Raw genomic sequence first — 26148 nt, 5'->3', positions numbered from 1 at the left:
CGAGGACCTGGTGCCGCATGGTTGTTCGCCCGCATCGACAACCGATAGGTGTTCAGCCGAACACCTATAGGTCATCGGCCTGATGACACCCGCAGCCGACCTCCACGTGCGGACGCAGCCAGAGAGTCAGGCGAGCAGCTCGACGACGCGCTCGGCCGTGACCCTCGCCGCTCCGTGGGTGACAACGTGGGTCGTGCCCTCCGGTGCGGTCCACCCGGGCCAGCCGGTGTCGATGACGACGGCGTTGGGTCGCGCCTCGAGCAGGGCTGCGAGCGCAGGGGCCATCCAGGCGTGACGGTGCGGGTCCCGGACGGAGACCCACAGCGCGCGACCGTCCGCGGTCGGCAGCGCCTCGACAAGCTCAGGAGCGCTGCTCACCCGCGTGGTGCTCGACCCGGGCCAGCGCTGCGCCACGGCCGTCGCCATGCCGCTCATGGTCTCGTCGCCGACGGCGATGTTGGTCGGCGCGCTGAGCTCGATGACGGTGGGAGCCTGCTCTGCCTCGATCGTGCGGAGCGGACCACGGACGACAATCGCGCTGCGGGCGGCATCGACCCCGGCGGGATGCGAGCCGCCCGCTGCAGAGGCCCCAGCGCCAGCCGCTGCCTCACGCAGACGGGCCCGCTCGTCGGCGGCCCAGCCAACGCGCTGCGCCGCGTCGGCAAGGCGTGACTCCTCGAGCCGACCGTCGTGCACGGCGTCGACCAGCGCGTCCGCGACGTCGAGGACCGTGTCCTCCTCGGCGAGACCGCCCCCGATGCAGAGCAGGTCGACACCCGCAGCCACGGCGCGCACGCAACCCTGCGCCAGGCTCATGGAGCCGGTGATCCCGCCCATCTCCATCCCGTCGGAGAGGACCAGCCCCCCGAAGCCGAGCTCGGTCCGCAGCAGGTCCACGAGGACCCGGCGCGACAAGGTGGCCGGACCGTCGTCCAACCCGCGCACGACGATGTGGGCGCTCATGATGGACGCCGTGCCGGCCGCGATGGCCGCCCGGAAGGGTTGCAGTGCAACCTCTTCGAGCCCGTCGAGGGTGACGACCGGGAGGTCGAGGTGGCTGTCGGTCGCCGTGTCGCCGTGGCCCGGGAAGTGCTTGGCGCAGGCGAGCACCCCAGCCGACTGCAGGCCCCGAACCCACGCACCCGTGTGCCGGGCGACGAGCGCCGGGTCGGCCCCGAAGCTGCGCACCCCGATCACCGGGTTGTCCGGGTTGTTGTTGACGTCGGCCACGGGCGCGTAGTCGAGGTCGATGCCGGCGTTGTCGAGCATCGTGCCGATCTCTCGAGCCACCGCCTGCGTGAGGGCGACGTCGTCGACGACCCCCAGCGCGAGGTTGCCGGGCCACGACGAACCGGTCGCGTGCTCGAGGCGGGTGACGTCACCGGCCTCCTCGTCGATGGCGATGAGCGCCTGCGGGCGGGCGGCATGCACCGCCGCGCTGAGGTCGGCCACCTGGGACAGGGTGTCGATGTTGCGGGCGAAGAGAGCCACGCCTCCGAGCCCGCTGTCGAGCTCGCGCAGCAGCCAGTCGGGGGGCGTGAGTCCCACGAAGCCCGGCTGGAGGACGGCGAGCGCGAGGGCGCGGAGGTCAGGAGAGCGGTGGGAGGAGCGGGCTGGGTGCGCGGTTCCGTTCATTGCGTCGAAATTATCAGGCGGTCGCGTTCTCCGACCGACGACGCGACCGACCGTGCACATGTCTCGAGTGGTCGGCGCTGTAGACGTCCTTGCGCCACCACATCGCGAGCAGCATCGTGACGAACATGATGGTGTGCGCCGCCACCATGAGGGCTTCAGCGCTGAGTGCGCCCGTCCAGTGAGGGATGAGCAGAACGAAGAACGGTGCGCTCATGGCCACCGACATCTCGACGATGTCGCGTCCCCCGTGTCCCCGGACCCTCATCCAGAGCGCCATGCCGGCCGTCATGTTGAGGGCCATCCGGACGGCGGCGAGGTCGCCACGGTCCATGAGGTCGGGCCGGCCGACGAGCGCGAAGAGGCCGATCCACACGGGCCAGAAGAGGCCCATGCCGATGAGCATGGCGAGGACCATCTCGAGGTAGTGCCACCAGAACCGGGCGCGCGGGGTGTTGCCGAGCTGTCTCATGACGTTCTCCACTGTCGGTGCAATACCCCAGGCGGGTATCCGACTCCGAACGTAGCAGCGCTCGAGCCATACCGCCAGGGGGTATGCCGCGCTTGTCCGGTCCGCTCGGGCCGGGGTCTGGAGCGCCGGGCGGGGGTGGAGGATGATCAGGTGGAGGTGGATCAGGTGTGGGACACCACGGTCGTGACGACGGTGGTGACCGAGGGCGTCCTGGGGGTCGACGAGAAGCCGAACCGGCACGGCGGGTCGATGGGCGCGAGGGTGCCGAGGTCCTGCCCGTCGAAGCTGCCCCCGGCGGAGGTGACCCGACGCAGGTCCGTTGCGCCATAGAACTCGCGGCGACCCTCGAGGGCGGTGCCGACCGTGCGTACCCCCGGCAGCACCACCCGCGCGACGGGGTCGACCACCCTGGCCCAGGTCGGACTGGCACCGAGCGGGCCGGGCACGGCTCGCAGGAGCCAGCCCAACGGCATACGCGATCCGGTTGTCAGGTCGAGCGAGAGCGAGTCCGAGCGCACCGACCAGCTCGGGCCGGCAACGGTGCGGGACAACGGCTCCACGCGGACCTCGTCAAAGGAGTAGGTCGCAGTGACGTAGGTGGCGACGTCGTCGCTCGGCGCCAGGAGCACGCGGTGACCCGACGCGGTCTCGACCATGGCGTCGGTGAACGCTCCCAGAGGGGTGTCGTGCCAGTCGCCGATGACGACCCGCACGCCGGAGGTGGAGCCGATGCCGGCGATGTGTCCTCGGAAGCGGTCCCGACGGTGAGGCACCGGTCTGGGCTCAGCTCGCCTGGGGTGCGCGCACGAGCATGACCGGGCAGCTCGCGGTCTCGAGCACCTGCTGGCTCACCGACCCGAGGTGCATACCGGCGAAGCCGCCGCGACCACGCGTGCCCATGACGAGCAGCCCGCCGTCGGTGGAGCGTTCGGCAAGGACCTTGCCGGGGGAGCCGCGCAGGACCTCTGCCGTGGCGTCGACGTCTGGGTGGCTGGCCCGCAGCGGCTCCACGACCCTGTCGAGGATGGCGCGGTACTTCGCCTCGGTGCTGTTCCACGCGTCCGTGCCCGGGGTCGTGACGACCATGCCGTCGACGACCTCGACGTTCCAGGTCGTGAGGGCGACGAGCGGGGCCTTGCGGAGGTCGGCGATCCAGAACGCGCGTTCGGCAGCTGCTGCGCTGTGGCTCGAGCCGTCGATGGCGACGATCACCGGGCCGTCGGCGTCCGCCCGCGATCCCTGCGGGACGATGACGACGGGGCACTTCGCGTGCATCGCGGCAGCCAGTGAGGGACGACCCAGGCCGAGGCGCTGGAGGGCGCTCACGCGGGCGGCGCCGGCCACGATGAGCCGGGCGTTCGCGGAGGCGTCGATGAGGGCCTGCTCCGGTCGGACGAACGGCTGGCTCCCCGAGACGGGGACGTCGGGCCAACGCTCCCGGGCACTCTCGAGCGCGTCGGCCAGGAGTCCGGTGTTGCCGAGGTCGCCGTCGGGGCCGAGCGAGATGGTGTTGCCCGCCACCGGGTCGATGGCCGCCATCTCCGCGCTGAGGTCGTGGGCGTGGAGGATGTGCAGCGGGCTGCCGGATCGCTGGGCCGAGTTCCCCGCCCAGGTGAGGCACTCCTGGTCGCGGTCGCTGTTCCCGATCCCCACGACAACTGCGCCGTCCGGGATGGCCTCACCTTCGCGTTCGTCCATGTCAGCGACCATACCCATGAGGGTTGCCTGCGGGGTACGTTCAGAAGCTCTCACCCAGACCCCAGGGGCCAGACATGGCGATGCACAGCGGTTCGCGCCCGACGACGAGCACGGTCCACTCGACCCTGTCCCATGCCACCGGTCCCAGCGAGCCGCCCCTGCTCGAGCAGACGATCGGCGCGAGCCTCGACGCGACGATCGCGGCCCACGGCGACCGTGAGGCGCTGGTCGACCGAGCCCAGGGACTGCGGTGGACGTATGCCGTCTTCGGCGCGGAGGTCGACCGCCTCGCCAAGGCGCTGCTCGCGACCGGCCTGGTCAAGGGCGACCGGGTCGGGATCTGGGCCCCCAACTGCGCGCAGTGGACCGTCGTGCAGTTCGCGACGGCCAAGGTGGGGCTGATCCTCGTCAACATCAACCCGGCATACCGGTCGCACGAGCTGGGCTACGTCCTCGGCCAGGCCGGGATCCGTGGACTGTTCTGCGCACAGACGTTCAAGGCCTCGGACTACGTGTCGATGGTCGAGGAGGTGCGCGACGACTGTCCCGACCTCGAGCACGTGTGGGTCATCGGTCAGGAGAGCTGGAGCGACCTCGTGGCTCACGCGAGCGAGGTGAGTGACGAGCGGCTGCAGCTCGTGGGCGCCGAGCTGTCGCCGAGTGACGCCATCAACATCCAGTACACCTCTGGCACGACGGGATTCCCCAAGGGGGCGACTCTCAGCCATCGCAACATCCTCAACAACGGCTACCTCGTCGGCGAGACCTGTCGCTACACCGAAGAGGACCGGATCTGCATCCCCGTGCCCTTCTACCACTGCTTCGGCATGGTCATGGGCAACCTCGCGGCGACCACCCACGGCGCCTGCATGGTCATCCCGGCGCCCGGGTTCGACCCTCGTCTCACCCTCGAGGCGACGGCGCAGGAGAGGTGCACCAGCCTCTACGGCGTGCCGACGATGTTCATCGCCGAGTGGGCGCTGCCGACCTTCGCCGAGCACGACCTGAGCAGTGTGCGGACCGGCATCATGGCCGGGTCCCCCTGCCCGGCGGAGCTGATGAAGAAGCTCATCGCGGCCGGGATCGACGAGATGACGATCGCCTACGGCATGACCGAGACCTCTCCCGTGTCGACGCAGACGCACACCGACGACGACTTCGACAAGAAGGTCGGCACCGTCGGGCAGGTGACGCCGCACCTCGAGGTCAAGGTCGTCGACCCGGTCACCCTCGAGGCCCTGCCGCACGGCGAGCCCGGAGAAGCTCTGGACCAGGGGCTACTCGGTGATGCTCGGCTACTGGGGCCAGGACGAGCGGACCGCCGAGGCGATCGTCGACGGCTGGATGCGCACGGGTGACCTCGCCGTCATGGACGACGCCGGCTTCCTGCAGATCACGGGCCGCATCAAGGACATGGTGATCCGCGGCGGCGAGAACATCTATCCGCGCGAGATCGAGGAGTTCCTCCACACCCACCCCGACATCCTCGACGCCCAGGTCATCGGGGTGCCGGACGAGAAGTACGGCGAGGAGCTCGCCGTCTGGATCCGCATGCGTGAGGGCGCCGAGCCGCTCACTGCCGAGGGGGTGCGCGAGTTCGCCACGGGGAGGCTGGCGCACTACAAGATCCCGCGGCACGTCCGCGTCGTCGACGAGTTCCCGATGACCGTGACGGGCAAGGTTCGCAAGGTCGAGATGCGCGAGATCACCGTGACCGAGCTCGGTCTCGGTGGGGGCGGATCGGGCAGCGCCTGACGTGGATGGGCCACCATGACAGGGGCCCGAACCGGCACTGTGACGGCGCCCAATCCGTGCAGGTCCGGCGGTAGTTTGGGGGACCACACGGGTGCTGTCGCACCCGATGCCAACGTCAGGAGCTCACCTCCCATGAAGTACCTCATCGGCGCACTGGTCATCCTCGCGCTGCTCTTCCTCATCTGGTGGTTCGTCTCCAGGGGCAAGAAGCGGCAGCTCGACGAGCAACGCACCGAGGCAGCGCGCATCCGGGCCGCCGCAGAGGAGCGCGACGCGACCATCCGCGGGCAGGAGGCCTTCTCGCAGCAGGCCGGCGAACGCGCCTCGCTCGCCCGTCAGGAGGCCGAGGAGCGAGCCCGCCAGGCCGAGGAGAGCGCTCGCGAGGCCCAGCGGATCGAGGAGGAGGCTCGGCGCCACCAGGAGGACCTGGAGCGTGCACGGCGCTCGCGCGACGCGGAGCTCCGTCGGGCCGACGAGCTCGACCCCGACGTCGAGATCGCCGAGGACGACCCGCGGCCCTTGCCCGAGGACCTCGACGACGACGTCCGCCCGCTCGACGCCACCCGCGACCACGCGCCGGAGGGTGACGGGCAGCGCGACGGGGGTTCGTGGGGCACCGGTGCTGCTGCCGCCGGAGCCGGAGCGGCGGCCATCGGGAGCGCGTATGCCGCCACTCGCGGCAACGTGACCGACGACGAGGCCTCTCGCCTCGCCTCCGGTGTCGACTACAGCGACCACCGGGAGAGCGACTCGGTGCAGTCGGCCGACTCCGACTACCAGCCGGCGCACGCTGCCGAGAGCGCACCGAGTCGCGACTGGGGGACTCCCGACACCGAATCGTCCACAGACAGCACGGAGAGCACGGACAGCACGGACAGGACCCGGAGCACGGAGCACGCCGAGACCTCGGACTCCGTGGCGATGGGCGGCACGACACCTGACGCAGGGCCCACGGTCGGATCCGACCGTGTCGATCTCGAGGAGAGGCAAGGGCACGACATGACTGAGCACGAAGACTCCACCACGTCGGACGAGCGACGGGCATCCGGCGCAACGGCGGCGTCGGTCGCACCGGACACGACGACAGAGCAGCAGGACACGTCGGCGGCACAGCAGGACACGTCGACGGAACAGCAGGACAGGACGACGGAGCACCAGGACACGACCTCGACGGGCGAGGGTGACATGGCGATCATCGCCAACGTCGAGGACTACGCCTCCACGGAGCCGCTGCCGATGGACGGGCAGCCGCCGTCGGGCAACGCGGACACGTCGTCGGATGAGTCCACCTCGGCGCAGCGCTCCGACGAGCACACGAGCGACGTGACGTCCGATGAGGGTTCGCGTGACGACCGGACCAACGACAGCGGGACCGACGGCAGCGTGTCGGGCGCGGAGGCGTCGACGACGAGCGACCGCGGCTCCGTGGAGGAGTCGCGCAGCGAGGAGCCGACCACCGAGCAGACGTGGGAGAGCGGCTCGACGTCGTCAGGCACCGACTCGGGCATCGGCTCAGAGGCCGCCGCCAACACCGACTCGAATGCCGACACCGACGCCCACACCGGCTCGGGCGACGCGACCCACTGGCCGGACGGAACCGACCGGGTCAACACGCTCGACAGCGACTCCGCCGGTGACCAGGGGCAGGGCACGGACGTGTCGGGCACGGGCTCGGCGGGAGCAGGCGACAACGAAAACGGCTACGACAGCGTCTCCGGCGACCAGCCGAACTACTCGTCCGAGGGCGCAGGCGCCGAGCACGACGCAGCTGGCGAAGGAGGCGGCGGGAGCCGCCGCATCTCCGGTGTCGACGAGATCCGCGACGGTGGTTTCGGTGTCGGGTCGGCAGCGCCGTTCGAGGATCGCGCGCAACCGGCCGACCACCCGGTGCAGGCCTACAACGACACGCGCACATTCCGACTGCCGGACTCCGCCGGCTACGACTCGGCCGAGCCGGACGTCTGGTTCTACGACGAGGAGGCGGCCCGCCGGGCCGGCTTCAACCCCTCCGAGGGCTGATCGACACCGACTTCGTGCCCCGTTGGGACAGCGCAGGGGCGGCTTCCAGCCGCGCCGCCTGTGTCCCGATGGGGCACGAAGTCGTTTTCAGCGCGTCACCAGTGGCCGCCGCGCTCGCGGTCGACGTCTTCGTCCACCCACGGGCGCGGCCCGGTGGTGTCCACCTCGACGTGGTGCTCGAAGGCCGGGTCCGGTGCCACCGCTGACTCGTCCTCGCCCCACGAACGGGACCCGCCGGCATACGCATCGGTCGTGGTCCCTTCCGGGGCGCCCTCGCCGTCGCGCCATCCGGCCCCGCCCAGGCGGCTGCGTGGGACCGTCTGGTCGACGGTGTCGCCGCCGTCCCGGCCGAAGGTGAGCCCGCCGCCGTCGGTCCGTCCGGCCACGTGGACCTCAGGGGACCCGTAGTCGTGGGGTGACACTGCGGTCGTGGAGTCGCCGCGGTGACGCAGCACCCACACCAGCGCGGCCACGACCACCACGAGCGCGAGCCCGCCGACGATTAAGAGCATCGCGTCATCCATGACATGACCGTAGCCAAGGCAGCACCCCACGTGGTGCCTTGGCGACCGAGGAACGGGACGGCGCCGTCGGGGGAGTCACAGAAGCAGCGATGAGTGGGGTCGTCCTAGTAGGTTCGCGGGCGTATGTCTGTCCCCGGACGAGGAGGTTCTCTGTGCGCATCGGTGTGCCAGTGGAGTCGCTGGCTGGCGAGACCCGCGTGGCCGCGACCCCCAAGACTGTCGAGCAGCTCGTCGGACTCGGGTATGCCGTGTTCGTCCAGTCCGGTGCGGGGCACCGTGCGACGTTCGAGGACGACGCCTATGCCAGGGCGGGCGCCGACGTCGTGGGCGAAGAGGTGTGGAACACCGACATCCTGCTCAAGATCAACGCGCCCTCGCCGCAGGAGCTCGGGCGGCTGCGCAGCGGCCAGACGTTGGTGAGCCTGCTGTCGCCAGCCCTCAGGCCGGAGCTCGTGGCGGCTCTCGCCGAGCGCGGCGTGACGGCGCTCGCGATGGATGCCGTGCCTCGCATCTCGCGCGCGCAGTCGCTCGACGTCCTGTCCTCCATGGCCAACATCGGTGGATATCGCGCGGTCATCGAGGCTGCGCACGAGTTCGGCTCCTTCTTCACGGGCCAGGTCACGGCGGCCGGCAAGGTGCCGCCCGCCAAGGTGCTGGTCATCGGCGCGGGCGTCGCTGGTCTGTCGGCGATCGGCACGGCGGGGTCGCTGGGTGCCGTGGTGCGCGCCTTCGACGCGCGCAGCGAGGTCGCCGAGCAGGTCGAGTCGATGGGTGCGCAGTTCCTGCGCATAGAGCTTCCGGACGGCGCCGACTCGGCTCCCAGCAGTGACGGCTACGCCAAGGAGACGGGCGAGGACTTCAACCGCAAGGCTGCCGACCTGTATGCCGCGCAGGCTGCGGACGTCGACATCGTCATCACCACCGCGCTCATCCCCGGCCGTCCGGCGCCGCGCCTGCTCGATGAGGCGATGGTTGCCTCGATGAAGCCCGGCTCCGTCATCGTCGACATGGCAGCAGCCAATGGTGGCAACGTCGCCGGCACGCTCGTCGACCAGAAGGTCGTCACCGAGAACGGCGTGACGATCCTCGGCTACACCGACCTGCCGGGTCGCCTGCCCACCCAGGCGTCGCAGCTCTTCGGCACCAACCTCGTCAACCTGCTCAAGCTCGTCACCCCTGAGAAGGACGGCAACCTCACGCTCGACCTCGACGACCAGGTGCAGCGCGGCATGACGGTCGTCAACGACGGGGAGGTGCTCTGGCCGCCGCCCCCGGTGCAGATCTCCGCCGTCCCTGCTGGCGGCGCGAAGGGCGCAGCGGGACCAGCAGGGTCCGCTGCCCCGAAGGAGCCCAAGAAGGCCCGCGACCCGCGGATGAAGTACCTCTGGATGGCCATTGGTGCCCTGGTCTTCGCCCTCGTGGCGTCGGCCTCACCGGCGGTCTTCCTCGGGCACTTCACCGTCTTCGCTCTCGCGGTGATCGTCGGCTTCTATGTCATCTCCAACGTGTCGCACGCCCTGCACACGCCCCTCATGGCCGAGACCAACGCGATCAGCGGCATCATCGTCGTGGGTGGGCTGCTCCAGATCGACTCCGACGACCTCGTCGTCAAGAGCCTCGCGTTCCTCGCGATCCTCGTCGCCAGCATCAACATCTTCGGAGGCTTCGCTGTGACCGGCCGCATGCTCGAGATGTTCCGGAAGGACTGAGGCGAGAAATGACATCGAACGTGGTCTCTGCGGCATACATCGTCTCTGCCGTCCTCTTCGTCCTCTCCCTCGCAGGGCTCTCGAAGCACGAGAGCGCCAAGGAGGGCAACGCCTTCGGCGTGACCGGCATGGTCATCGCGCTCGGCGCGACCGTCTGGCTCACCCTGTCGAGGTCCGAGCACGCCCTCGTGACACTGCTGCTCATCGCGCTGGCCATGGGCATCGGCGCCGCCATCGGGCTGTGGCGAGCGCGCAAGGTCGAGATGACCCAGATGCCCGAGCTCGTCGCGATGCTGCACAGCTTCGTCGGGCTCGCGGCGGTCCTCGTCGGCATCAACAGCCACCTCACCGTCGGGGACGCGTCCGATACGATCCACTCGGTCGAGGTCTTCCTCGGCGTCTTCATCGGCGCCGTGACCCTGACGGGTTCGGTGGTGGCGTTCCTCAAGCTGTCCGGACGGATCCCGTCGTCGCCGCTCATGCTGCCGGCCCGCCACTGGCTCAACCTGGCGGCGCTCGTCGTGGCGGTCCTGCTGCTCGGCTGGTTCATCCAGACGCACTCGATCGTCCCGCTGCTGCTCATGACGGTCATCGCGCTCGCGTTCGGCTGGCACCTGGTGGCGTCCATCGGTGGCGGCGACATGCCCGTCGTCGTGTCGATGCTCAACTCCTACTCGGGGTGGGCGGCGGCCGCGGCCGGCTTCATGCTCGGCAACGACCTGCTCATCGTCACGGGCGCACTCGTCGGCGCCTCGGGTGCGATCCTCAGCTACATCATGTGCAAGGCGATGAACCGGTCGTTCGTGTCGGTCATCGCCGGTGGCTTCGGGCAGGAGGTCGTCGTCGGTGAGGACAGGGACTACGGCGAGCACCGGGAGATCACGGCAGAGGGTGTCGCTGAGCTGCTGCGGGACGCGTCGTCGGTCGTCATCACCCCGGGCTACGGCATGGCTGTCGCGCAGGCGCAGTATCCGGTCGCCGAGCTGACGAAGCGGTTGCGGGACAAGGGGGTCGAGGTCCGCTTCGGCATCCACCCGGTCGCAGGACGACTGCCCGGTCACATGAACGTGCTGCTCGCCGAGGCCAAGGTGCCCTACGACATCGTCCTCGAGATGGACGAGGTCAACGACGACTTCGGCTCCACCGACGTGGTGCTGGTGATCGGCGCCAACGACACGGTCAACCCGTCCGCGGCGGAGGACCCGACCTCGCCGATCGCCGGTATGCCGGTACTCGAGGTGTGGAACGCGCACGACGTCATCGTCTTCAAGCGCTCGATGGCGACCGGGTACGCCGGCGTGCAGAACCCGCTCTTCTTCCGCGAGAACTCGCAGATGCTCTTCGGGGACGCGAAGGACCGCGTCACCGACATCCTCACCGCGCTCTAGCGCTCGTGGGCCGGCTCGAGGGTCGCTGCTCGCCGGGCCTTTGGCGAGCGATGCAGAAATGGTTGAGCCGACCACCCAGGCATGGTCGGCTCACCAGCTTCTGACTCGCTCGACGTATGCCGGGTGCGCCCTTCGTGGCATGGCGTTCCCGTGCGGTATGCCGTCCGGTCACCCTCGACCCCCTCAACTCGGCGTTGTGGTCGCCTCGGACCGGCGGTCGCGGCCGTCTGCCTCCAGGAGACGGAGCCAGATCTCGTTCATCGTCGGATAGGCGGGCACGGCGTGCCACAGGCGGTCCAGCGGGACCTCGGCAGCGACGGCGATGGTCGCGGCGTGGAGCAGCTCGGCCACATCCGGGCCCACGGCAGTGAAGCCGACAAGGACGTTGCGCTCGTCGTCCACGACCATCCGGGCACGGCCGGTGTAGTCGTCCGCGTGCAGCGCCGCCCCGGCGACGGCGCCGAGGTCGTGGTCGACGGTGCGCACGGAGATGCCCGCGGCCGAGGCCTGGTCGGCTGACAGCCCGACGGCAGCCACCTCGGGATCGGTGAAGATCACCTGGGTGATGGCGCGTTCGTCCGCGGTGGCCGCGTGTCGACCCCAGGGACTGAGGTCGGGCGCCGACCCGTGTGCCCGGGCGGCGATCGCATCCCCCAGGGCCCGGGCCTGGTACTTGCCGTGGTGGGTGAGGAGGACGCGATGGTTCACGTCGCCAGCGGCATACAGCCAGCCCTCGCCGACCGGCTCACCGCTGGCGTCGACGACCGAGAGCCCTTCGTCGACGGTCAGCCAGTCGCCGGGGCGCAGCCCGACGCTCTCCAGACCGACGTCCTTGGTGTTGGGAGTGCGACCCGTGGCGACGAGGACCTCGTCGGCCTCGACGACCCTGCCGTCGGACACCGTGACGTGCACGGTCCCGTCGTCGTCGCGCCGGGCCGCGGTGGCATCGACCTCCAGCAGGATCGTGGCGCCCGCAGAGCGGAGTGCATCGGCCACGTGCTCACCAGCGAAGGCCTCGACGCCGGGGAGGAGTCGTGTCTGGGAGATGACCGTCACGCTCGACCCGAGGGCGGTGAAGGCGGTGGCCATCTCTGAGCCCACGACGCCTCCTCCGATGATCGCCAGTCGACCCGGAACCTCTCGGGCGGACGCCGCCTGCCTGCTCGTCCAGGGCGCGACCTCCGGCAGGCCCGGGATGGGCGGCACCTGGGCGCTGCTGCCGGTGGCGACGACGACGGCGTGGCGGGCGTGGAGCTCGGTGCTCGTGCCGTCGTCAGCAGTGACCGTGACGGCGCGGGTGCCGGTGATCCGTCCCTGTCCGCGGATGAGGGCGATGCCGGCCTCGGCCAACCAGCTGACCTGGCCTTCATCGTTCCAGCTCGACGTGAACCGGTCGCGTCGGGCGAAAACCGCCTGCGGATCGAGGTCACCCCTGATCAGCTGTGCGGCGGCCGGCAGTGCACGAGCGGCACGCAACGCAGCCGCGTCGCGCAGCAGTGCCTTGGTGGGCATGCACGCCCAGTAGGAGCACTCGCCGCCGACGAGCTCGCGCTCGACGATGACGACGGACAGGCCGCCCTGCACCGCCCGGTCGGCGACGTTCTCACCCACGGGGCCGGCTCCGATGACCACGACATCGACGGTCTTGCGGGTCGCGGCGCTCATGCGTTGACCGTACTGGTGCGTCGGGTCAGGCGGATGGCGGAGACGAGGAAGAACACCGCGCCGAGGGTGGCGTATCCGGCGAGGCTGCTCAGCGATTCACCGGTGCCACCGGCCTGGAGGATGAAGGCGGAGCCCGCGACGACGGAGAGTCCACCACTGAGGATCATCGGCCACTGACCTCCCAGCTGACGACGTCGAACGGCGACCACCAGCTGGACGAGCCCTGCAGCGATCGCCCAGATGCCCCAGACGCGCAGGACGTCCGGGATTCCGGACGTGGCTGCCACGGCCACGGCGACGGCGGCCACCAGGCTGAAGGCGAGGTTGGCGAACAGGGGCGCCCGCGCGGCTGGGGTCCGCGAGGAGCGGGCGTCGATCACCGCGGCAACGGCGTCGAACAACGGATAGATGACGAGCACGGCACCGGTCGCCACCGTGAGAGGAGAGGCGGTGAGCGTGAGCAGGCCGGCCCAGACGAGGGCGAACGCGGTGCGCACGAAGTAGAGGCGCGCCAGCTCGGTGACTCGCCCGGTGGAGCTCGTCGCCGTGAGCGGCCGGTCGGCGTGGACGGAGGTGGGCATGAGGTGTCTTCCTTCGGTGGGTAGAACGATCGGTCTCCTGAGCGTTGCAGGGAGCGCCGCGGATGTCAAGACCGATCGTTCTGTCTGCTAGCGTTGTCGCAGTACGTCCTCCCGAGCAACGCAAGGAGAAGCCCGATGTCCGCAGCGCGAGATCGACTGCTCGCCACCGCCACCGAGCTCTTCTATGCGCACGGGCTCCACTCCGTCGGGATCGACCGGATCGTCGCAACGGCCGGGGTCACCCGGGCCACCCTCTATCGCCACTTCCCGAGCAAGGACGACCTGATCGTGGCCTACCTGTCCCAGGCCGACGAGGCGCTGCGAGCCAGGGCGGCCGCAGTGCGGGCCGAGGGTGGCAGCCCCGACGGGGCCATCAGGACGATTGCCCGAGCCATCGCTCACGACATTGAGGGCAAGGGCTTCCGCGGCTGCGCCTTCCTCAATGCCGCAGCCGAGTTCCCCGATTCGAGCCACCCTGTGCACCGGGCCGTGCTCGCTCATCGGACATGGTTCCTGGACACGATGACGGCGCTCTTCGCTGAGACCGGGAAGGGTGATGAGGAGGCCGCGGCTCGGCACTTCGTCATGCTCCGCGACGGGGCCATGAGCGCCGGATGCCTCGCCGACCCGGAGGCCGTCAGCGAGACGCTGCTCCTCGGGGTCGAGGGCCTGCTCACCTATCGCAGCCGGCGTTGACGGGAGCGGCGTTGCTGTGCGGGACGACACCAGTCACACTCGACTCACCTGATCCCGAACCGATGACGAGGAGCACCACGATGTCGATGCGCGACAAGCTCATCCAGAAGGCGAAGGACCTGGGACTTCCCGCCAAGACCGAGGACGTCATCCGCGGCGCCGACAAGGCGGTCCACGAGGCGAAGGCCAAGGCTGCGACCTATGCCGACGAGAACCGCGACAAGCTCGGCGGCTACGTCGACAAGGCTGGTCAGGCCGTCGACGAGCGAACGCAGGGCAAGTACTCCGACAAGGTCGCCAAGGCCAAGGAGGCTGCGACCAGAGGTGTCGACAAGGTCGCGGAGCAGCGCCCGCCGGCTCCGGTCGAGCCCCAGGTGGACCCGAACCAGCCGCCCACCTCTGCGGCGCCCACCGACCGTCCGGCCGCTGAGGCTCCGCCCGTGGACCCCAACCAGCCACCGACGAACCAGCCGCCCGTCGGCTGATCCTGCCGGACTGCCCAGAGCCTTACTGCTCGACCGACCTCACCAGAGCGGTCACCGAGGGCCGCTGCGCCCGCTCGGTCCGGGGCGACGCCGGCTGCGTGGCCTGATGACGGGGATCTCGCCCGTGTCCTCGAGGCGAGAGGCGTGCAGCAGGTCGGAGCTGCGGTAGAGCGTCTCGGGGGTGTCCGCCGAGTCGTTCCACTCGCGGATCGGACTCCGTATGCCGTCCGCCCTCGACTGCCGCTCGTCCCGCCCGAGGTAGTCGCGCCAGCCGTGCGGGTCCTCCCAGCCGTCCTGCCACCCGTCGTCGTAGGGGGCGTCCGGACCGGCGACGGGGCCATCGTCCCTGCCACCCGGACCGCTGTCCGGGTCCTCGTCGTCCTCCCACCCGTCGTCGGGGTCACGGGCGGCATCGGTCGAGCCGAAGAGGACCGTGCAGATGGCGCGGTAGTGCCGCTCGGCGTCGGGGACGTACTCGATGTGTCCGAGCGCCTGGTCCTGGCCGGCGGACTCGAGGAGGAAGGTGCCGTAGCCGACGACCCGGCCCATGATCGAGCGGTCGAAGGTCATGTCGGTGACCTTGGTCAGCGGCATCATCGCGACCTTGCGGCGGATGAAGCCGTAGAAGAGCAGGAAGCGCTTGTCGGTCGCGACGAACCAGTCGTGACGCCAGTTGAGGTAGCGCCACAGGAGGTACAGCGCTCCGGCCAACGCGGCATACCAGAAGGCGTTGGCGAGCATCGCGCCCGAGCGCGTCTGCGGGGCCTCGGCCTCGACGAAGGTCGCAAGGAAGAGCAGCCCGACGAAGATCGCGACGGGGCGCAGCTGGGAGAACCAGTGCTGCCGGACGACCGTGACGACGCGCTCACCCGGGACGAGGTAGCGCTCCAGCTCGCGGTCGAGGCGCCCGGCCGCCAAGGTCAGCTCCGGGCGATCAGGGAGTCGAAGAACCGACCGATGTTGGCGACGCCGTTGCTGATGATGTCCCAGGCGCTGCCGACGATGTCAGCGGCGTCGGAGGGGGAGGTGAAGATGGCGTAGAGCAGGAAGATGACGATGAGCCACGTGACGATCTTCTTGACCGGGGGCATGGACACGTCGGCTCTCTCTCGGGATCTGGCCTGCGCGGGCGCGCACAGACGTCACACTGCTGCACTCATGATGGGGGATGTGACTGGTGTGACTCGTGAGGTTGGCGTCGGCGTGTCGCCGCACCACGGCCCGGGCCTCGCCGGAGCAGTTCAGACGACGCCGTAGAGCCGGTCGCCCGCGTCACCCAGCCCGGGCACGATGTAGCCGAGCTCGTTGAGCCGCTCGTCGATCGAGCCGGTGACGAGCTGGACGGGCACACCGGCGTCGGCGAGCGCGCTCTCCATGGCAGCGATGCCCTCGGGCGCCGCGAGCAGGGTGACGGCGGTGATGTCGTCGGCGCCGCGCTCGAGGAGGAACCTGATGGCGTCGATCATCGAGCCGCCGGTGGCCAGCATCGGGTCCAGCACATAGACCTGGCGCCCGGAGAGGTCGTCCGGCAGCCGGTTCGCGTAGGTGATCGCCTCGAGCGTCTCCTCGTTGCGCTGCATGCCGAGGAACCCGACCTCGGCGCTCGGCAGGAGCCGCACCATGCCCTCGAGCATGCCGAGCCCGGCGCGCAGGATCGGGACGATCAGCGGCTTGGGGTTGGAGAAGCTTGATGCCCGTGGTGGGGGCCACCGGCGTCTCGATCTCGAACGGCTCGACCCGCACGTCGCGCGTCGCCTCATAGGCGAGCAGCGTCATGAGCTCCTCGGCCAGCCGGCGGAAGGTCGGCGAGTCCGTCCGCTTGTCCCGTAGGTAGGTCAGCTTGTGGGCAATGAGCGGATGGTCCGCAACGTGAACGCGCATGGGTGAAACTTAGCGTGTGAGCCCCACCTCCGGACCCGCGTCCGGCCTCCCCCCGGGTCCCGTCTCGGCCCCGGCTTTCGCGCCGCTGCGCGAGGAGTATGCCGCGCCCATGCGTCGCGCGCTCGACCTCGCCTCGCGCGCTGCGTCGGCAGGCGACGTGCCGGTCGGGGCCGTCGTCCTGGACCCGTCCGGCACGGTCATCGGCGAGGGCTGGAACCTGCGCGAGGTCGAGGGCGACCCCACGGCGCATGCCGAGGTCGTGGCACTCAGGGCGGCCGCACGGCATACCGGGTCGTGGCGGCTCGAGGACTGCACGCTGGTCGTGACGCTCGAGCCCTGCCCGATGTGCGCGGGCGCAGCGATGCTGGCCCGCATCTCCCGCATCGTCCTCGGTGCCTGGGATCCCAAGCTCGGCGCGACCGGCTCGGTCTGGGACGTCGTGCGCGACCGCCGGGCGACGCACCGGATCGAGGTCGTCGGGGGAGTCCTCGAGGACGAGGCGTCCCGGCTCCTGCTCGACTTCTTCGGGGAGCGCCGGTGACGGACTTCCTCGCGACCCTGCTCGACCAGCCGCAGTGGGTGATCCTCACGATCGCGGGCCTCATCGTCTTCGGGGAGTGCGCCCTGCTCGTCGGCATGGTGCTGCCGGGCGAGACGGTTGCGGTCCTTGCCGGCGCGGCGGCCGCCCTCGGCCGCACCTCTCTGGTGGCCGTGCTCGTCGTCGTGGTGGCCGCGGCGCTCCTCGGTGACAACGTCGGGTATGCCGTCGGGCGCCGGTTCGGTCCGCGGCTCCACCGCCACGTCACGCATCCCGGACGCCGGAAGGTCCTCGTCGCGGCTGAGGCACGGCTGCGGGTCCGCGGTGGCTTGGCCGTGCTCGTGGGGCGATGGACGCCGTTCGTGCGTTCGGTGATGCCGTCGCTCGCCGGCATCTCCGGTATGCCGTATCCCAAGTTCCTCGCATGGGACCTGTTGGCCGCCGGCTCGTGGTCGGTCGTGAGTGTGCTCGCGGGGTTCGCCGCCGGCAAGTCCTACGAGCAGGTGGTCACGTGGTTCGGCACGGCCGGCGCGGTCCTGCTCGGCATCGTGGTGGTCGGGCTGCTCGTGGGGTGGCTGTGGCGCCGGAGGATGTCGCCCAGGTCCCCGTCGGCAACGATGGACGCCTGACCCGAAGGCTCAGGGGATGCGTAGGTCGCCGGCGGGCCGGACCCTCAGCCAGCGGTAGCCGTAACCGTCGAGGGCGACCTCGAGGGAGCCGTCCCGGGGTGCCACCTCGCCGCCCGACAGGAGGTCGGTCAGGATCACGTCGCCGGACGCCGACCATGACGCCCACCCGGGGAAGCTCGGACAGGTCGACCGAGACGGTGACCGGGTTGGGCCCGAAGTTGTGGAGCGCGACGACACCGGCATCGTCCGTCGAGCACGCGTGCGCGAGAACCTGCTTGTCCGGCTGTGGCAGCACCGAGAGCTCGCCCCAGCCCAGCTCCGGGCACGCGCGGTAGGTCTGCACGAGGTGACGCATGAAGCTCCACAACGAGTCGGGGTCGGCGCGCTGGGCCACGACGTTGACGTGCTCGGGCGCGTAGCCGTCGGGGGCGGTGCGGCGCACCAGCTTGCGCGGTGACGCGGTGGAGAACCCGCCGGCGGGCCCGTCGGACCACTGCATCGGTGTGCGGACCGCCATCCGCCCCTCGCCGGCGAGGTCCTCGCCCATGCCGATCTCCTCGCCGTAGAAGAGGGTCGGCGTCCCGGGCAGCGAGAAGAGCAGGCTGTAGGCCATCCGGATGCGGCGGGGGTCGCCGCCGAGCATCGGTGGCAGGCGGCGCTTGAGGCCGCGACCGTAGATCTGCATCTCGGGCTCGGGCCCGAAGGCGGCGAAGACCTCCTCTCGCTCCTTGTCCGTGAGCTTGTCGAGGGTGAGCTCGTCGTGGTTGCGCACGAAGGTCGCCCACTGGCAGCTCCGGTGGATGGGCGGCCGGTCGTTCAGGGCCTTGGCGAGCGGGCGGGCGTCCTCGCGGGCCAACGAGAGGTAGAGCTTCTGCATCCCGATGAAGTCGAACATCATGTGCAGCTCGTCCCCGGCGTCGCCGCCGAAGTACTCGCGCTGCAGCTTGTGCGGCAGGTTGACCTCGCCGAGCATGATCGCCGAACCGTTGCGGCGGTTGATGAAGGCGCGCAGGTTCTTGAGCAGGTCGTGCGGCTCCAGGACGGCGTCGGGGCCACCCGTGTCGACGTCCTCGACGAAGAACGGCACGGCGTCGACGCGGAACCCGTCGAGGCCGAGCTCGAGCCAGTAGCCGGCGACTCGCGCGATCTCGTCCTGCACGTCCGGGTTGGCCACGTTGAGGTCGGGCTGGTGGGCGTAGAAGTGGTGGAGGTACCACTCCCCGGTCTTGTCGTCGAGGGTCCAGATGCCGTCCTCCCGGTCCGGGAAGACGACCTGGTCCGTGGTGTCCGGAGGGGCGTCGGCGCGCCAGACGTACCAGTCCCGCCGGGGGGAGTCCTTGCTGCGACGGGACTCCTTGAACCACGGGTGCTGGTCCGAGGTGTGGTTGACGAGGAGGTCGGCGATGACCCGCAGCCCGCGGTCGTGCGCGGTGCGGATGACCTCGACGAGGTCGCCGCTGGTGCCGACGCGGGGGTCGACCGAGTAGAAGTCCATGACGTCGTAGCCGTCGTCGCGCTGCGGGCTCGGATAGAAGGGCATGAGCCAGACGCACGTCACGCCGAGCTCCGTGAGGTAGTCCAGGCGCTCGCCCAGCCCGCGGAGGTCGCCGATCCCGTCGCCGTCGGAGTCGTAGAAGGTCTCGACGTCGAGGCAGTAGATGACGGCGGTCTTCCACCACTGGTCGCTGGTGTCGGTGATGCGCATGGCTCTGTCCTCAGGCTCGGGGGTCGGAGTGGCCGGTCAGCCCGGGAAGGACCTCGCTGCCGAAGGCCTCGATGAAGGAGTGCTGCTCCTGGCCGACGTGGTGGAGGTAGATGTCGTCGAACCCCAGGGAGGCGAGGTGCGCCAGGCGCTCGCGGTGCTCACCGAGGTCTGCGGAGACCTGCACCGCGGTGCGCACCGAGTCGAGGGTGACCTGCTCACCGATGGCGTCGAACGCCTCCGCGGTCTCGGTGTCCCAGGACACCGGTGCCCCGATGACGTTGCTGCGCCACTGGTCGAAGGCGATGTCCTCGGCGGCCTGCTCGCTCTGAGCCCAGCTGAGGTGGACCTGGAGCGAGAGCGACCCCCGGCCCCCGGCCCCGCGGAAGGTCTCGATGACCTCGCGCAGCTGCTCCTCCGGCTGGACGATCGTGATGAGGCCGTCGGCCCATGCCGCGACGCGGGCTGCGCTCTCGACCGAGACCACGGGCGCGAGCAGCTTCGGCTGCTGTGTTGGGAGGTCCCACAGCCGGGCCCGGTCGACCGTGACGAGTCCGTCGTGGCTCACCTCCTCACCCGCGAGGAGGCGTCGGATGACGTCCACGCACTCGTCCAGGCGTTGGTCCCGCACGTCCTTGCGGGGCCAGCCGTCGCCGGTGATGTGCTCGTTGCTCGCCTCGCCGCTGCCGAGCGCCACCCAGAAGCGCCCCTCGAACATCTGGGAGAGGGTCGCGATCTTCTGGGCCGCGACCGCGGGGTGGTAGCGCTGGCCGGGGGCGCTGACGCAGCCGAACGTGAGGTTCGTCGTGGCGAGCGCGGCACCGAGCCACGACCAGGTGTAGCCGCTGTGGCCCTGGCGGGCGCTCCACGGGGAGAAGTGGTCCGAGCACATGGCCATCGCGAAGCCGGCCTTCTCGGCGTGCTGCACGTCGGCCAGCAGCTGGCCCGGGGCGATCTGCTCGTGCGAGGCGTGGAAGCCGTATCGAGTCATCGCCCCACCAGATCACACTTGGGCGGCGTCGCACCATGCCCCGCAGGGTGAGATCGACCCGGTGGCTAGCGTTAAGGCCATGGGCCACAGCCACAGCCACGATTCCGCGGGTGCCACCCACCGGTGGCGGCTGCAGCTGGCCTTCGGGCTCGTCGCGACGTTCTTCGTCGTCGAGCTCGTCACCGCGCTGACGTCGGGCTCCCTCGCGCTGCTCTCCGACGCCGGGCACATGGCCGCCGACGTCGTCGCTCTCGGCGCAGCGCTCGTCGCGACGCGGATCGCCGGTCGTCCGGACTCGACGGGCCGCCGGACCTATGGGTCCTTCCGCGCGGAAGTCTTCGCCTCGGGACTCGCGGTGCTCCTCATGCTGGGCGTCGCGGCATACATCGCGTTCGAAGCGGTGCAACGCATCGGTGGACCTGCTGAGGTCGCGACCGGGCCGATGCTCGTGGTCGGCGTCCTCGGACTCCTCATCAACCTCATCGCCCTGATCCTGTTGCGCGGCGGCGCCGCCGACTCGCTCAACGTCAAGGGCGCCTACCTCGAGGTCGTCGCCGACACGCTCGGCTCCGTCGGGGTCATCGCTGCCGGGGTGCTCGTGGCTGCCACCGGCGATGCGTTGTGGGACACCGGCATTGCGCTGGCCATCGCTGCCTTTGTCGCGGTGCGCGCGGTCATGCTCGGGCGCGAGGTGCTCACCGTTCTCGGGCAGCACGCCCCTGCCGGCATGAGCCCGGACGAGGTGACCGCGGCGCTCGCGGGCGTCCCGGGGGTGGTGGACGTCCACGACCTCCACGTGTGGACGCTGACGTCCGGGATGAACGTCGCCACCGCCCACCTCATGACCGTCGAGGCCGTGGACCCGCACGACGTGCTCGATGCCGCTCGGCAGGTGATGCGGGTGCAGTTCGGCGTCGAGCACGCCACGCTCCAGGTGGAGCCAGAGACGCACACGGGCTGCCACGACGTCGCCTGGTGACCGACGTCCGGTCTTCACGGAAGAGCTCACCGCTCGCCGCACGCGACGAGAGGCAAGCGCGCGGTGCTCTGGTGGTATGCCGTCGCATGCCGCTAACGTCACCGTCAGCCGCGCTCGAATCTGTCGTTGATGAGGTCAACCGACCATGGCCGACGCCGTCAATGCCAAGCCCCTCGTCATCCCTGCCCTGCAGCAGTGGACCGGAGGCACGGGCCACCTCGAGCTGACCCGCAGGTCCCGCATCGTCCTGGCTCCGGAGGACGTGGTGGCGTTGACACCCGTTGCCTCCCAGCTCCGCAGCGATCTCACCGAGGTCACCGGGCTGCGTGCCCTCGACGTCGTCCACACCAACGTCACGAAGGCCGGCGACATCGTCATCGGGCTCGATGCGGCTGCGTCCGTCGGACCCGACACCGAGGTCGCCCGGGCCGAGGGCTACACGCTTGACGTCGGCGCGCACGCCACCATCACCTCGCGGACCGCACGTGGGGCGTTCTGGGCCACACGGAGCATGCTGCACATCCTCGCCGGGTCCAGCCTGCGCACGACCCTGCCCGTCGGCAGCGCCACGGACTGGCCCAACTACGAGTCCCGTGGCTTCATGCTCGACGTGGGCCGTCGCTACTTCACGCCGGAGTACCTGCAGGACTACACGGCCTACATGAGCTGGTACAAGCTCAACACCTTCCAGATCCACCTCAACGACAACGCCATCACCGCCCCCGGCGGCGACTGGTCCAGGGCGCAGTCGGCCTTCCGGCTCAGGAGTGACAACCCTCGCTTCGCCGGTCTCGCAGCCGATGACGGCTCCTACACCCGGGCCGACTGGGACGCGATCGAGGACAACGCCGCGGCGCACTTCGTCGACATCGTCCCCGAGATCGACGCGCCCGCGCACTCGCGTGCCTTCATCGAGTTCGACCCGAGCCTGGGGCTCAACGGTGGCAACTCCGACCACCTCGACCTCACCAAGCCGGCGACGACCCAGTTCATGAAGGACGTGTTCACCGAGTTCACGCCGTGGTTCCGAGGACCCACCGTCCACTACGGCGCCGACGAGTACCCGCGTGAGTACGCAGCCGAGTACATGCAGTACTTCAACGAGATGGCCGCACACGTCCGCAGCCTCGGCAAGAGGGCTGCCGCCTGGGGCAGCTTCACGGTCATGTCCGGCACTGCCGAGGGCTATGACCGCGACGTCCTCATCAACTCCTGGAACAACGGGTGGTACGGCCCGACGCCGGCCATCGCCGACGGCTACGACTTCGTCAACACCAACGACGGCCTGCTCTACATCGTCCCGTTCGCGAGCTACTACCACGGCCAGGGACTCGACGGTCCATGGCTCTTCGCCAACTGGACCCCGCGCCACTTCGGCGGCAGCAACATCGTCCCCGAGGGCGAGGACTCGCTCAAGGGTGCGATGTCGGCGGTCTGGAACGACCTCGTCGACGCGACCTACACCCAGCAGGACGTGCACGGTCTCGTCGAGCCGACCTTCGGCATCTTCGCCCAGAAGGTGTGGCGTGGCGTCGAGCCCGGGCAGACCCACGAGCGGTTCATGGCCGAGGCAGGTCGTCTCGGCATGGGTCCGGGCATCAGCGTCGTCACGCCGACGCTCCACGACCCCGGCGACCGCAAGCTCGCCGTCAGCGTCTCGACGCCGCCGATGGTGGCAGCCGGAGCCAGTGCCTTGGTCGACGTGACCGTGCGCAACAACCACGCCACCGCGCTGTCCAGGCCCACGGCAACCCTCACCGCCGCGGACGGGCTGGCCCTCACCGTGGCGCCGATGGGCAGCGGACCACGCGGCCTGCAACCGGGCCAAGCAGGGTCGTGGACGTTCCGGATCACCGCCACGGAGGCTGCGACGTTCGCCAGCGGCAAGATCACCGGCACGGTGACGGGGACGGTCGACCGTGCCGAGGTCACCGCGTCAGGTCAGGTGACAGCCAGGACGGCAGCACCCGCTCCGGCAGGGACCCAGCACCTGTCCTACTCGGCGACGGCGACCGCGTCCAGTGTCGAGGGTGGACTCGCACGGCTGGTCGCGCCGATGGCCAACGACGGCGACCCGGCCACGCGGTGGGCCTCGAGCCACAGCGACGACCAGTGGCTGCAGCTCGAGCTGGCGGCACCCTCGACGGTCAGGAGCGTCGAGCTCGACTGGGAGCCGGCGTGCGCGAGATCCTTCGCCATCGACGTGTCGGTGGACGGGACGACCTGGACACGGGCAGCGACGGTCGACCAGAGCACCTGCGCGACCGACACGGTGCAGCTCGCTGACACCGGCCCGGTGAACTTCGTGCGGATGCAGGGCCTGACCCGGGCCACGACGTACGGCTACTCGGTCTACGAGTTCAGGGCCTACGGAAACCCCACCTGAGTCCGTCAGCTCGGCCGCCGTGCCGGTCCGTCTCCGTGGAGACGGACCGGCACGGCGGCGTTCAGGCGCGCGAGAGGGCCAGCTGCACCCCGGCCGGTGTGGTGAGCGTCTGCACGTCGCCGTCGCGCTGATGCGTCCCGCCGTCGACACGGACGTCAGGCGCGCCTCGCAGCACCACCGTGGTCCGTTCACCCAGCGGGGGACCGAAGGCCAGCCGGTCCTGACCGATCTCGACGAGCTCGGCGTTGGCCCACTCGACGCGGCCGAGCGGCGTGTCCAGACCTAGGGCGAGGAAGGCGCCGGTGCGCGGCGGCAGGCAGAAGTCGCCGTCGCCCAGCGCACGCCCGTCGAGGGACAGGCGAACCCTGTTGTGGTGACCGGTGATGTTGGCGAGGTGGAGCAGACGCTCGCCCTCGGCCGTCGAGGAGGTGGTCGCGAACGCGCCCGGCACGTCGGCCTCCAGCTCCAGACCCGGTGAGGCGCCGAGCCGTCGCAGGGCCCGTCCGAAGAGGTCGACGTCGGACGGCAGCTCGGCTGCGAGCAGGATCGCCCGACCGGCACCGACCTCGACGTCGACGCCACAGACAGCGCCGCCGACGTCGCGCAGGACGGCGTCGCCGCGCTCGTGCTCCAGGGCCTGGAACCAGCCGACCCGGGTCTCCGGCCACGGCGCCGCCCAACCGCTCGCCACGGCCGAGGGGAAGTAGTGGTTCTTGGCCCAGGTCAGGTGCGCTCCCGTGATGCCGAGGGCCTCGGCGAGGATCGTGCACGCCCTGCCCTCGAGATCGCGGTCCGGCAGCCGGCCCAGCACGAGCAGTCCGCCACCGAGGGTCAGGTGGTCGACCAGGCCCTGCTGCACCTCAGGGGCGAGGTGGCGCCCCGTGGCCAGCGCCACGACACCACTCGGCTCGTCCCGCTGCAGGTGGACCGCGCCGAAGCGGTAGCCAGCGAGCAGCATCGAGCGCACGAGGGCCCGGCGTGGCCCGGCACCACGGTGGCGGGCCAGATCCTCGACGACCTCGGTCATGAGCGCGCTGTCGGGATGGTGGTACTCCGTGGCGTAAGAGTCGAGGACCAGGCCGAGCTGGACGCCGTCGCGCTCCTCGTCCATGCGCGAGAGCCAGCGCTCGTGGAGCCGGACGGCGTGCACAGTCCGGGCCGTGGCGGCATACGTCATGCCCTTCTGACCCTCGGGTCCGACGGGCGCGGCCGTGCCGTGCCGCTCGCCGGTGAAGCTGATCCGGTCGTTCCCGTCCCCGACCGGCTCCTCCAGCGGCGGGTTGATGCCACCGGCGAAGAGGTAGTAGTTGATCAGCCGGTTGCCCTGGGCCAGTGAGCGCCGGGTCTTGAGGTCGACGGTGGACGGGTCGTACTGGTTGTCGACCCCACCGGCGTAGTCGCCCGACCCGGCCTCGAACTCCAGCGAGGTGGTGGGCTGGCCGGCGGTGTGCACCGCGTCCATGAACGCGTTGATGAGGTAGAGGTCGGTGGTGGTGTTGAGCGTCATGTCGCCCATGTAGTGGTCCGAGCCCGAGATCATCCCGGGCACGCCGGCGTAGGTCTCGACGAGCTGGCTGATGCCGATCGGGAACGGCTCACCACTGCCGCCCTCGGTGCCGTGGATGTTGATGAGGAACGGGACGTCGACGACACCACGCGCCTCGGCCATCGCCCGCAGGGCCACGACATAGCGGCGGAACCGGTCACGCATGAAGACCGCGAGGTCCTGGCGCAGCGGCCCGGCCCACTCCTCCTTGGGCGAGCGGATGTCGTCGGGTGCCAACGGGTAGGTCACGGCTCCGGCGCGATGGCCCTGCACCCAGTCGGCGAAGTCTACGACGAGGTGGTCGGTGAGGTCGGGGCTGTTGGTCACCCACGCGAGCATGCCGATCTCGTTGTCCAGCTGAACCGCGATGACGTTGCCACCGCGGGGCTGCAGCCGCTGCGCGATGAGCGGGAGGACCGCCCCGAACCAGCGGTCGCACTCGTCGAGGTAGGCGGGGGCGAGGTAGTCCACCGTGCGGCTCGGCGCCGGTGCGCCGTCCCAGCCCGTGGAGACGATTTCGGGGTGCTCGGTGTAGAGGCGGAAGGGCAGGCCCTCGTTCTTCAGCTCCGCCATGATGAACGGGCCCGGCCGGGCGATGAACCAGAGGTCGTGCGCCGCGCACAGGTCGATGAAGGCGGCGACGTCGCGCTCCGGCCGGGTGGCGCCGGTGACGTCGACGGTGCCGTCAGGCAGCTCGTGCCACAGCCACGGGATGTAGGAGGCCACGGCGTTGCAACCCGCCTCCTTGAGCAGCAGGATCCGCTGCTCCCACTCGTCGCGGGCGACTCTGAAGTAGTGGAGCTCGCCGGCCATCACCACCCTGGGCTCGCCGTCGATGAGGATCTGCTTGTCCTGGATCTGGATCATGATGC

20 protein-coding genes and 3 pseudogenes are annotated in these 26148 nt (G+C 70.1%); 10 read left to right on the top strand and 13 right to left on the bottom strand.

Annotated features, from left to right (window positions below; all coding sequences use genetic code 11):
• Positions 1-126: 126 nt before the first annotated feature.
• The 4 genes from ACZZ98_RS06340 to ACZZ98_RS06325 form a co-directional block, all read right to left on the bottom strand.
• On the bottom strand, positions 127-1635 hold the full coding sequence (locus ACZZ98_RS06340; RefSeq protein ID WP_463515445.1) for a glycoside hydrolase family 3 protein: 1509 nt from the start codon (positions 1633-1635) through the stop codon (positions 127-129).
• 13 nt (positions 1636-1648) lie between these two features.
• The gene (locus ACZZ98_RS06335; RefSeq protein WP_463515444.1) at positions 1649-2104 is read right to left on the bottom strand and encodes a hypothetical protein; all 456 of its coding nucleotides are present in this window, start codon (positions 2102-2104) and stop codon (positions 1649-1651) included.
• A 161-nt stretch (positions 2105-2265) separates the two neighbouring features.
• Positions 2266-2877: a hypothetical protein gene (locus tag ACZZ98_RS06330; protein ID WP_463515443.1), complete on the bottom strand. Its 612-nt coding sequence runs from the start codon at positions 2875-2877 to the stop codon at positions 2266-2268.
• A gap of 10 nt (positions 2878-2887) precedes the next feature.
• Positions 2888-3802: a universal stress protein gene (locus ACZZ98_RS06325; protein WP_463515442.1), complete on the bottom strand. Its 915-nt coding sequence runs from the start codon at positions 3800-3802 to the stop codon at positions 2888-2890.
• Between the two features lie 80 nt (positions 3803-3882).
• On the opposite strand from ACZZ98_RS06325, the pseudogene ACZZ98_RS06320 reads away from it, so the two are divergent.
• Positions 3883-5557 (top strand): annotated as a pseudogene (locus ACZZ98_RS06320) (AMP-binding protein).
• A gap of 132 nt (positions 5558-5689) precedes the next feature.
• Positions 5690-7576 carry a sunset domain-containing protein gene (locus ACZZ98_RS06315; protein WP_463515441.1) on the top strand — a complete coding sequence of 629 codons (1887 nt, stop codon included), beginning with the start codon at positions 5690-5692 and terminating at the stop codon, positions 7574-7576.
• A 95-nt stretch (positions 7577-7671) separates the two neighbouring features.
• Here ACZZ98_RS06315 and ACZZ98_RS06310 read toward each other — a convergent pair whose 3' ends face one another.
• The gene (locus ACZZ98_RS06310) at positions 7672-8100 is read right to left on the bottom strand and encodes a hypothetical protein (protein ID WP_463515440.1); all 429 of its coding nucleotides are present in this window, start codon (positions 8098-8100) and stop codon (positions 7672-7674) included.
• Positions 8101-8252: 152 nt separating this feature from the next.
• Here ACZZ98_RS06310 and ACZZ98_RS06305 point away from each other — a divergent pair, with 152 nt between their 5' ends.
• Together ACZZ98_RS06305 and pntB are read left to right on the top strand one after the other, a co-directional pair.
• Positions 8253-9809, top strand: a complete 1557-nt coding sequence (locus ACZZ98_RS06305) for a Re/Si-specific NAD(P)(+) transhydrogenase subunit alpha (protein WP_463515439.1) — start codon at positions 8253-8255, stop codon at positions 9807-9809.
• Between the two features lie 8 nt (positions 9810-9817).
• Positions 9818-11197, top strand: coding sequence for a Re/Si-specific NAD(P)(+) transhydrogenase subunit beta (gene pntB / locus ACZZ98_RS06300; RefSeq protein ID WP_463515438.1), 1380 nt, complete (start codon positions 9818-9820; stop codon positions 11195-11197).
• 183 nt (positions 11198-11380) lie between these two features.
• Here pntB and ACZZ98_RS06295 read toward each other — a convergent pair whose 3' ends face one another.
• Both ACZZ98_RS06295 and ACZZ98_RS06290 read right to left on the bottom strand, forming a co-directional pair.
• The gene (locus ACZZ98_RS06295; RefSeq protein WP_463515437.1) at positions 11381-12862 is read right to left on the bottom strand and encodes a dihydrolipoyl dehydrogenase family protein; all 1482 of its coding nucleotides are present in this window, start codon (positions 12860-12862) and stop codon (positions 11381-11383) included.
• Positions 12859-13443 (bottom strand): hypothetical protein, encoded by a 585-nt coding sequence (locus ACZZ98_RS06290; protein ID WP_463515436.1) that lies wholly within the window; start codon positions 13441-13443, stop codon positions 12859-12861. Before ACZZ98_RS06290 ends, ACZZ98_RS06295 begins: the two co-directional genes overlap by 4 nt.
• Positions 13444-13578: 135 nt before the next feature.
• Here ACZZ98_RS06290 and ACZZ98_RS06285 point away from each other — a divergent pair, with 135 nt between their 5' ends.
• On the top strand, positions 13579-14139 hold the full coding sequence (locus tag ACZZ98_RS06285; protein WP_463515435.1) for a TetR/AcrR family transcriptional regulator: 561 nt from the start codon (positions 13579-13581) through the stop codon (positions 14137-14139).
• A gap of 62 nt (positions 14140-14201) precedes the next feature.
• Positions 14202-14624: an antitoxin gene (locus ACZZ98_RS06280; protein WP_463515434.1), complete on the top strand. Its 423-nt coding sequence runs from the start codon at positions 14202-14204 to the stop codon at positions 14622-14624.
• A 51-nt stretch (positions 14625-14675) separates the two neighbouring features.
• On the opposite strand, the gene ACZZ98_RS06275 is transcribed toward ACZZ98_RS06280, so the two are convergent.
• The 3 genes and pseudogenes from ACZZ98_RS06275 to upp all read right to left on the bottom strand — a co-directional run bounded on the left by ACZZ98_RS06275 (position 14676) and on the right by upp (position 16505).
• Positions 14676-15542 carry a PH domain-containing protein gene (locus ACZZ98_RS06275; RefSeq protein ID WP_463515433.1) on the bottom strand — a complete coding sequence of 289 codons (867 nt, stop codon included), beginning with the start codon at positions 15540-15542 and terminating at the stop codon, positions 14676-14678.
• Positions 15543-15544: 2 nt separating this feature from the next.
• Positions 15545-15721, bottom strand: a complete 177-nt coding sequence (locus ACZZ98_RS06270; protein WP_463517823.1) for a hypothetical protein — start codon at positions 15719-15721, stop codon at positions 15545-15547.
• Between the two features lie 144 nt (positions 15722-15865).
• Positions 15866-16505 (bottom strand): annotated as a pseudogene (gene upp, locus ACZZ98_RS06265) (uracil phosphoribosyltransferase).
• A 109-nt stretch (positions 16506-16614) separates the two neighbouring features.
• Here upp and tadA point away from each other — a divergent pair.
• Both tadA and ACZZ98_RS06255 read left to right on the top strand, forming a co-directional pair.
• Positions 16615-17046 carry a tRNA adenosine(34) deaminase TadA gene (tadA, locus tag ACZZ98_RS06260; protein WP_463517733.1) on the top strand — a complete coding sequence of 144 codons (432 nt, stop codon included), beginning with the start codon at positions 16615-16617 and terminating at the stop codon, positions 17044-17046.
• Positions 17047-17141: 95 nt separating this feature from the next.
• Positions 17142-17507, top strand: a pseudogene (locus ACZZ98_RS06255) (DedA family protein); the annotation flags it as partial.
• A gap of 43 nt (positions 17508-17550) precedes the next feature.
• Here ACZZ98_RS06255 and ACZZ98_RS06250 read toward each other — a convergent pair.
• Both ACZZ98_RS06250 and ACZZ98_RS06245 read right to left on the bottom strand, forming a co-directional pair.
• On the bottom strand, positions 17551-19377 hold the full coding sequence (locus tag ACZZ98_RS06250; protein ID WP_463515432.1) for an alpha-amylase family protein: 1827 nt from the start codon (positions 19375-19377) through the stop codon (positions 17551-17553).
• 10 nt (positions 19378-19387) lie between these two features.
• Positions 19388-20365 carry a TIGR03885 family FMN-dependent LLM class oxidoreductase gene (locus ACZZ98_RS06245; RefSeq protein WP_463515431.1) on the bottom strand — a complete coding sequence of 326 codons (978 nt, stop codon included), beginning with the start codon at positions 20363-20365 and terminating at the stop codon, positions 19388-19390.
• Positions 20366-20444: 79 nt separating this feature from the next.
• On the opposite strand from ACZZ98_RS06245, the gene ACZZ98_RS06240 reads away from it, so the two are divergent.
• Complete coding sequence (locus ACZZ98_RS06240) at positions 20445-21344, top strand: cation diffusion facilitator family transporter (RefSeq protein WP_463515430.1); 900 nt, start codon at positions 20445-20447, stop codon at positions 21342-21344.
• A gap of 145 nt (positions 21345-21489) precedes the next feature.
• Positions 21490-23730: a family 20 glycosylhydrolase gene (locus ACZZ98_RS06235; protein WP_463515429.1), complete on the top strand. Its 2241-nt coding sequence runs from the start codon at positions 21490-21492 to the stop codon at positions 23728-23730.
• 61 nt (positions 23731-23791) lie between these two features.
• Here ACZZ98_RS06235 and ACZZ98_RS06230 read toward each other — a convergent pair whose 3' ends face one another.
• On the bottom strand, positions 23792-26143 hold the full coding sequence (locus ACZZ98_RS06230; protein ID WP_463515428.1) for a beta-galactosidase: 2352 nt from the start codon (positions 26141-26143) through the stop codon (positions 23792-23794).
• Between the last annotated feature and the right edge of the window lie 5 nt (positions 26144-26148).

It is taken from the genome of Knoellia sp. AC549, assembly GCF_979258975.1.
The sequence above is the reverse complement of the archived record's forward strand: the minus strand, read 5'-3'. Positions and strand labels throughout refer to the sequence as shown.

What these genes read in the sequence shown, in the direction of transcription:
- ACZZ98_RS06230 (WP_463515428.1), bottom strand. Translation starts at nt 26,143, where the DNA reads ATGATCCAGATCCAGGACAAGCAGATCCTCATCGACGGCGAGCCCAGG.
- pntB (WP_463515438.1), top strand. Translation starts at nt 9,818, where the DNA reads ATGACATCGAACGTGGTCTCTGCGGCATACATCGTCTCTGCCGTCCTC.
- tadA (WP_463517733.1), top strand. Translation starts at nt 16,615, where the DNA reads ATGCGTCGCGCGCTCGACCTCGCCTCGCGCGCTGCGTCGGCAGGCGAC.
- ACZZ98_RS06245 (WP_463515431.1), bottom strand. Translation starts at nt 20,365, where the DNA reads ATGACTCGATACGGCTTCCACGCCTCGCACGAGCAGATCGCCCCGGGC.
- ACZZ98_RS06310 (WP_463515440.1), bottom strand. Translation starts at nt 8,100, where the DNA reads ATGGATGACGCGATGCTCTTAATCGTCGGCGGGCTCGCGCTCGTGGTG.
- ACZZ98_RS06335 (WP_463515444.1), bottom strand. Translation starts at nt 2,104, where the DNA reads ATGAGACAGCTCGGCAACACCCCGCGCGCCCGGTTCTGGTGGCACTAC.
- ACZZ98_RS06240 (WP_463515430.1), top strand. Translation starts at nt 20,445, where the DNA reads ATGGGCCACAGCCACAGCCACGATTCCGCGGGTGCCACCCACCGGTGG.
- ACZZ98_RS06250 (WP_463515432.1), bottom strand. Translation starts at nt 19,377, where the DNA reads ATGCGCATCACCGACACCAGCGACCAGTGGTGGAAGACCGCCGTCATC.
- ACZZ98_RS06295 (WP_463515437.1), bottom strand. Translation starts at nt 12,862, where the DNA reads ATGAGCGCCGCGACCCGCAAGACCGTCGATGTCGTGGTCATCGGAGCC.
- ACZZ98_RS06315 (WP_463515441.1), top strand. Translation starts at nt 5,690, where the DNA reads ATGAAGTACCTCATCGGCGCACTGGTCATCCTCGCGCTGCTCTTCCTC.
- ACZZ98_RS06235 (WP_463515429.1), top strand. Translation starts at nt 21,490, where the DNA reads ATGGCCGACGCCGTCAATGCCAAGCCCCTCGTCATCCCTGCCCTGCAG.
- ACZZ98_RS06280 (WP_463515434.1), top strand. Translation starts at nt 14,202, where the DNA reads ATGACGAGGAGCACCACGATGTCGATGCGCGACAAGCTCATCCAGAAG.
- ACZZ98_RS06290 (WP_463515436.1), bottom strand. Translation starts at nt 13,443, where the DNA reads ATGCCCACCTCCGTCCACGCCGACCGGCCGCTCACGGCGACGAGCTCC.
- ACZZ98_RS06285 (WP_463515435.1), top strand. Translation starts at nt 13,579, where the DNA reads ATGTCCGCAGCGCGAGATCGACTGCTCGCCACCGCCACCGAGCTCTTC.
- ACZZ98_RS06325 (WP_463515442.1), bottom strand. Translation starts at nt 3,802, where the DNA reads ATGGACGAACGCGAAGGTGAGGCCATCCCGGACGGCGCAGTTGTCGTG.
- ACZZ98_RS06340 (WP_463515445.1), bottom strand. Translation starts at nt 1,635, where the DNA reads ATGAACGGAACCGCGCACCCAGCCCGCTCCTCCCACCGCTCTCCTGAC.